Annotated in this window: 7 protein-coding genes; 5 read left to right on the top strand and 2 right to left on the bottom strand. The window is 39.4% G+C overall.

Features of this window, described 5'->3' with window-relative positions; translation table 11 throughout:
* Positions 1-14 precede the first annotated feature (14 nt).
* On the bottom strand, positions 15-398 hold the full coding sequence (locus Q1A31_RS03120) for a DUF423 domain-containing protein (protein ID WP_299872196.1): 384 nt from the start codon (positions 396-398) through the stop codon (positions 15-17).
* Between the two features lie 81 nt (positions 399-479).
* Here Q1A31_RS03120 and Q1A31_RS03125 point away from each other — a divergent pair, with 81 nt between their 5' ends.
* Both Q1A31_RS03125 and Q1A31_RS03130 read left to right on the top strand, forming a co-directional pair.
* On the top strand, positions 480-1,388 hold the full coding sequence (locus tag Q1A31_RS03125) for a DnaJ C-terminal domain-containing protein (protein WP_299872199.1): 909 nt from the start codon (positions 480-482) through the stop codon (positions 1,386-1,388).
* A 113-nt stretch (positions 1,389-1,501) separates the two neighbouring features.
* The gene (locus Q1A31_RS03130) at positions 1,502-2,617 is read left to right on the top strand and encodes a trypsin-like peptidase domain-containing protein (RefSeq protein ID WP_299872200.1); all 1,116 of its coding nucleotides are present in this window, start codon (positions 1,502-1,504) and stop codon (positions 2,615-2,617) included.
* A 378-nt stretch (positions 2,618-2,995) separates the two neighbouring features.
* Here the strand turns inward: Q1A31_RS03130 and yihA are convergent, their stop codons facing one another.
* Positions 2,996-3,601: a ribosome biogenesis GTP-binding protein YihA/YsxC gene (gene yihA, locus Q1A31_RS03135; RefSeq protein WP_299872204.1), complete on the bottom strand. Its 606-nt coding sequence runs from the start codon at positions 3,599-3,601 to the stop codon at positions 2,996-2,998.
* A gap of 107 nt (positions 3,602-3,708) precedes the next feature.
* On the opposite strand from yihA, the gene Q1A31_RS03140 reads away from it, so the two are divergent.
* The 3 genes from Q1A31_RS03140 (at position 3,709) to coq7 (ending at position 5,983) form a co-directional block, all read left to right on the top strand.
* On the top strand, positions 3,709-4,335 hold the full coding sequence (locus Q1A31_RS03140; protein ID WP_299872207.1) for a cytochrome c: 627 nt from the start codon (positions 3,709-3,711) through the stop codon (positions 4,333-4,335).
* 185 nt (positions 4,336-4,520) lie between these two features.
* Positions 4,521-5,264, top strand: coding sequence for a thiol:disulfide interchange protein DsbA/DsbL (locus tag Q1A31_RS03145; RefSeq protein ID WP_299872209.1), 744 nt, complete (start codon positions 4,521-4,523; stop codon positions 5,262-5,264).
* Between the two features lie 74 nt (positions 5,265-5,338).
* Positions 5,339-5,983, top strand: coding sequence for a 2-polyprenyl-3-methyl-6-methoxy-1,4-benzoquinone monooxygenase (gene coq7, locus Q1A31_RS03150; RefSeq protein WP_299872211.1), 645 nt, complete (start codon positions 5,339-5,341; stop codon positions 5,981-5,983).
* Positions 5,984-6,168 lie beyond the last annotated feature (185 nt).

A 6,168-nucleotide genomic window follows, 5' to 3' on the forward strand; every position in this document is an offset into this window, starting at 1 on the left:
TGGTTTGATTTAGCTTATTTGCTTATTCCAAATATCATCAAAAAGAACCATCCCAAGATAAACGATATTCCACCGAAAGGTGTCACTGATCCATAAAGTGCATTGCCGGTTAGTGCGTAGGCATACAGACTTCCAGAAAATAATAAAATCCCTAATAAAAAGAATAAGCCTGCAAGCTTGAGGAGTACAGAAGTCTGGTTTCTATGAAGAGAGCCGAGTATGCCAACACTCAATAGTGCAGCTACATGATAAAACTGGTATTCCTGAGCGGTATAAATTCTCTCAAGTGCTTCCGGAGTTAACCCTTTATCAATGGCATGGGCGGCTAAAGAGCCTATGATTACGGCAAGCAGGCCCAAAAGTGCTGCAAGTGAAATAAAGAGCTTATATGATTTCATGATAGTCCTTAGTCAAAGCTTGATTTTTTAAAGGTAGATACCATCATATAAGCAATATAAACATAGGTAAATGGCAATAAAATGCAGTACAAAGATTATTATAAAATTCTTGGGGTAGATCGTGATATCGACCAAGCTGATTTAAAGAAAAGTTACCGTAAATTAGCGCGGAAATATCATCCTGATGTGAGTAAAGAAATTAATGCGGAAGAACGTTTCAAAGAAGTAAACGAAGCCTATGAAGTACTAGGCGATGAAACTAAGCGCGCTCAATATGATAATTTGGGTGCTGATTGGCAAAATGGACAAAGCTTTAATCCGCCTCCTGGTTGGGAAGGCGGTTTTGACTTTAATCAGTTTTCTGGAGGCGGAGGTCGTTCATCTGGTGGTTTTAGTGATTTCTTTGAATCCATGTTTGGTGGAGGTTTTCAACAAGGTGGCCATCAACGCGGTTCGCATCAGCAAGGTTATCAACAAAGGGCAAAACCCGCGAATGAGGTGATGAAGCTCTATGTTGATCTGGAAGATATATATTTAGGTAATAGTAAACGCGTGCGCTTACCTAATGGCACAAGCGTTGGGGTAAAAATTCCCAAAGGAATTGAAGAAGGTAAGAAAATTCGTTTGTCGGGTAAAGCCTCTACAGGTGGAGATCTGCATTTACAAATTGAATTAAATAAGCATCCTTTGTTTAAGCGAGAAGGTAAAGATATTTATCTGGATCTACCTATAGCGCCTTGGGAGGCGGCACTGGGAACGAGTGCAAATATCAAAACCTTATCAGGTGAATTGAAACTAAAAATACCGGCAGGCTCTACTTCAGGTAAGAAAATGCGTATTAAAGGTCGTGGTTTGCCGGGCAAAACCAGTACCGATCTGAGTGGTGATGAATACGTTGTCATTCAGATTGCAACACCGCCTGCAGAGACTGACAAGGATAAAAAATTCTATAAAGAAATGGAGAAGAAATTTGACTGGAAGCCACGATAGGAATATAACTTATAACATTTAAGTATTACGCAATACACTTTAACGGGTAAATGATGGTTTTAAACAAAGCTGCTTCACTATTTTTTGTCACTACTTTAGCTCTTTTTAGTTGCTTGAATACAGCAAATGCAAAATTGCCTGTAGCTGTAAATGGGCAGCCCTTACCTTCTCTAGCAGATATGTTAGAGAGAATTACTCCGGCTGTGGTTAATATTTCTACGGAAAATACTTCTTCAGGAACTCCCGTAAAAGATCCAGTGTATCGGCATTTCTTTGGTAAAAATGTACCTACTCAACCTGGAAAACCGATAGGGACAGGTTCTGGAATTGTTATTGATGCACAAAATGGTTATGTGGTTACAAATGCCCATGTCATTGAGAATGCCAATAAAATCATCGTTACACTCAAGGACAAGCGCCAATTTTATGCAAAAATTATTGGTAAAGACCTTAAAGCCGACGTTGCAGTAATCCAGATACAACCGGATAGATTAACAGCGATGGTTGTAGCCTCTGGTAAGCCCTCTCGAGTTGGAGATTTTGTTGTAGCAATTGGAAACCCCTATGGATTAGGTCAATCAGTAACTTCTGGGATTGTCAGTGCACTCGGCAGAACAGGCTTGGGTATTGAAGATTATGAAGACTTTATCCAGACAGATGCGCCAATCAATCCTGGTAATTCGGGTGGCGCACTAGTTAACCTTCGAGGTGAGCTAATAGGTATAAATACAGCAATCCTTGGTGGTAAGTCTGGAGGTAATGTTGGTATAGGTTTTGCAATACCAGCAGACATGATTATTAATATTACCGATCAATTAGTTCAGAACGGTCGTGTTGAAAGAGGTCAGCTTGGTATTGAAATTCAGGATATTAGGCCGGCACTCGTCAAAGCTTTCAACTTACCGGATGGTCAGGGTGCTTTAATTTCTGGTGTGGTTTCTTTATCGCCAGCGGATAAAGCTGGAATTAAAGAGGGTGATATCATTACCCGAATAAATGGCGCGACAGTGACCAATAGTTCTAATCTGAAAAGTATGATTGGAAATTTACGGATGGGTTCCAAAGTTCAAATGGAATATGTACGTAATGGTTTAATTAAAAAATGTGTCGCAGAAGTAGGGCAGGTAAGTGCTGGCATGTATCGAGAAATTGATAGACAGCCTGCAATAGTGAGTGAGCCAGAGGTTGAAAAAGATGATCCGTGGGGATCTTTTGAGGTAGATAATTAAATAAAAAGTACAAATTGTATAACTTATTATTAGTCAATACTTGCAGATTAGTCATTTGCCAGCTATCCTAGTAATTAATAACTTCATCAGTTAAACGTTGTTTGAAGTTCAAATTTGTAGTTTTATAGATACATGCAGTTAATTTGAAGCTATTCAGTTATCTGTGTTTATCCGCAAGCAAGGGAAAGTAAACATTATGAACACTTAAGCCCGGTGTTCTTTATTTTCCTTGCGGACACAGGTTTGGTGTCCCCAATCCAGACCTGTTATTTTGACCCCGGCGGTAGCCCCCTACTGCGCGGGGTTTTTTTATGGCTGCGATTTATTGTGTTTTATTATTCTAGGATTTTTGTTGTTGCTACTAAGTGTCTTCTATTGTCAATTAGGTTCGTTCTCAAACCAAATATTTAATTTTTTCTCGAGGTCGTCTATTCCTATGCCTTTTAAAGCAGAAAATATTTGGACTGTGTAGTCAGGATTAATTTGTTTTAGTTGCTGTTGAGTCTTTAATAGAGCACTTTTGGCTTGTCCATGTTTTAGTTTGTCAGATTTATTTAAAACAACATGAACAGGTAGGTTTCTGGAGTTAGACCAGTTAAGCATATTCATATCGTTTTCTAGCATGGGTCTTCTAATATCCATCATGATCACAAGTCCAGCTAATGGTGAACGCTGTGTTAGATAGATTTCAATAAATTGCTGCCATTGCAGTTTGACTTTTTCCGGGACTTTAGCGTATCCATATCCAGGAAGATCCACTAGAAATTTATCTCCGGGAAGGCCAAAAAAATTAATTAGCTGAGTTCGACCCGGAGTCTTACTTGTACGAGCTAGACTTTTTTGTTGGCAGAGTTTGTTTAATGTGCTTGATTTGCCAGAATTAGAACGTCCAGCGAAAGCAACTTCATTGCCAAATTCGGGGGGTAGCGTATTTACGCTAGAAGCACTTTGTAAAAATTTTGCTTGTTGATAAAAAGCACTCATAATTGATCTCTGTCTTTGATGTCTGGTAAAGGATGTGATATAAATCGCGGCTGTTGAGCCAGCTTATTAGTTGGCGAGAAGTATACAAGTATTTAGGAGTATGTTTGATGAAAATAGTAGTAATGTTAGGTTTGCTTGCAACTTTAAGTTTCAATCTAACTGCAAGAGCTAGTGAAGTTAAGAAAGAAGCTGATGCGGCTAACGGTAAAGCGGTAAGTGCTACATGTGCTGCATGTCATGGTGCTGACGGAAATTCGGTAAATCCGGATTGGCCGAAAATAGCGGGTCAAGGTGAAGCCTATTTGGCTAAGCAATTGCATGATTTTCGTTCAGACAAACGTGTTGATCCAAGTATGACGGCTATGGCAAAAGGGATTAAATCTGATTCAGATGTTGCAGATTTAGCAGCTTACTACTCTTCAGTAAAAGCTAAACCTGGCGTTGCTAATCCAGAAATGATCGCTAAAGGCGAAGCCATTTATAAGGGTGGCGTTGTATCATCAGGCGTTGCTGCATGTGCTGCCTGTCATGGTCCTACAGGTTCAGGTAATCCAGCAGCAAAATTTCCTAAAATATCTGGTCAGCACGCTAAATATACAGTTACTCAGTTAATGAATTTTAAATCCTCAAAACGTGCAAACGATACAGGTAAAATGATGCGTAACGTTGCGTTGAAAATGACTGACGCTGAAATGGATGCGGTAGCCGAGTATATTTCTGGATTACGTAATTAATAAATAATTTAAAAAATTCGATATTTTTATAATATCGAAATAATTAAAAGGTGACTATAGTTGCCTTTTTTTTCGTCTGAATTTTACAAATCATTACCAATAGTTAATCAAAAGCTTATTTCTATGGGTTGAACTATGCGATATCATCATAGTCCTAAATAGATATACCTAACAGGACTCAATTAATGAAAACAATTTATAAAACTTCGCTTCTTACCACTTTGTCTCTTTTGTTTATTACTGCTTGTGGATCAGCTTCATCAGATGCAAAAAAAGTGGAGATTAAAAAAGTTGCAGCTCCAGCAACAGAAACAGTTGCAGCAGCTAAGTCAGAATCTATGCCAGAAACTAAAAAAGTTGAGTCTCAGTTTGAAGAAGGTAAGCATTACGTAGAAATATTTCCTGAAATGCAGACTGATGCTGAGCCGGGAAAAGTAGAAGTAATTGAATTAATGTGGTTGGGTTGTCCGCACTGTTACACTTTAGAGCCTTTGATGCTTGAATATAAAAAGAATCATCCAAGTTATGTTGAATTTAAACAAGTCCCAGCAATGTTAAATCCTAGCTGGTCCGCCGATGCAAATACTTTTTATATTGCTGATTTGTTGGATCCAAAAGGTGAGAAAGATCTAGTAAATCGTATTTTTCAAGCCATTCATGACCAGAAACGTCGTCTAAGAAATCCTGATGCAGTTAATCGTTTCTTTGTACAGCAAGGATTTACAGAAGAGCAAGTGAATAGCGTTAGAAATTCAATGGCTTTTCAGGCTAAATTGAAACGTGCTCAAGAGATCTCTGCGAGTTCTCAGGCTCAATCTGTTCCCAGTGTAATTATTAATGGAAAATACAGAACGAGCCCCTATATGGCTGGCGGTAATGACAAAGTGATGGAAGTACTTAGATTTCTTGCTAAAGAAGAAAACAAATAATTTTTGACAGGCCTTTGATTGCAACCTTTGGTTACAACAAGGGCCTTTATATAGTTTGATATCAAGGTGAAAACGTGAGAACACTGAATCTAGTAGATAGGTTGTTACATGAGGTCGATCAGGCATTACGCACTGTTCATACGCTTGCACCTACTACAGACAGACCTAATCCTTCGGCTGGGATAGCTGATTCTGGTGAGTTATCTGAGGATGACCGCAAAAAGGCTGTAAGCTTGATGCGTATCAACCATGCGGGGGAAATCTCCGCACAGGGGCTTTATCGAGGTCAGGCGCTTATGTCCAAATCTGAAGAGATTAAGCAACAGATGAATATCTCGGCGATGGAAGAGAACGATCACCTGAATTGGTGTGAAAAGCGCCTAGATGAGCTAGGTTCCCATAAAAGCTATCTAAGTCCCGTTTGGTACTTGGGCTCCTTAGGAATTGGCGCTGCCGCAGGAGTGGCGGGAGATAAATGGAGCTTGGGCTTTGTTAAAGAAACTGAAGATCAGGTGGTTAGACACCTTGATAGTCATTTAGAAAAACTTCCAGAAGGAGATCATGCGAGTAGAGCAATTCTAACGCAAATGAAGATCGACGAGGAGCATCATGCTGATGTTGCAGTTGAAGCTGGAGCTGCTGACTTGCCTTTTCCTATAAAGAAAATCTTAATGCCAATTTTATCTAATGTGATGACTAAAGCATCTGCACGTATTTAAGCTTATTTTTTACTTGTACTTAAAAAGTGCTTTAGTCAACTAATTGGCTAACCCAATGAGATGAGGTTGGGGCCTGAGACCGTTGGCTCGAGCAGCGGAGAAGTTTCAATAAATTCTATTACACATAAGAACCACGTCCTTAGGACGTGGAAGAGGTTCAAGGCTCTAGCCTCAAGAACCTACTC

The sequence above is a fragment of the uncultured Cocleimonas sp. genome, from assembly GCF_947495625.1.
GTDB lineage: Bacteria > Pseudomonadota > Gammaproteobacteria > Thiotrichales > Thiotrichaceae > Cocleimonas.

Coding starts and splice junctions, on each gene's coding strand:
- Q1A31_RS03120 (WP_299872196.1), bottom strand. CDS start 398: ATGAAATCATATAAGCTCTTTATTTCACTTGCAGCACTTTTGGGCCTG.
- Q1A31_RS03125 (WP_299872199.1), top strand. CDS start 480: ATGCAGTACAAAGATTATTATAAAATTCTTGGGGTAGATCGTGATATC.
- yihA (WP_299872204.1), bottom strand. CDS start 3,601: ATGAGTGCTTTTTATCAACAAGCAAAATTTTTACAAAGTGCTTCTAGC.
- Q1A31_RS03140 (WP_299872207.1), top strand. CDS start 3,709: ATGAAAATAGTAGTAATGTTAGGTTTGCTTGCAACTTTAAGTTTCAAT.
- Q1A31_RS03145 (WP_299872209.1), top strand. CDS start 4,521: ATGAAAACAATTTATAAAACTTCGCTTCTTACCACTTTGTCTCTTTTG.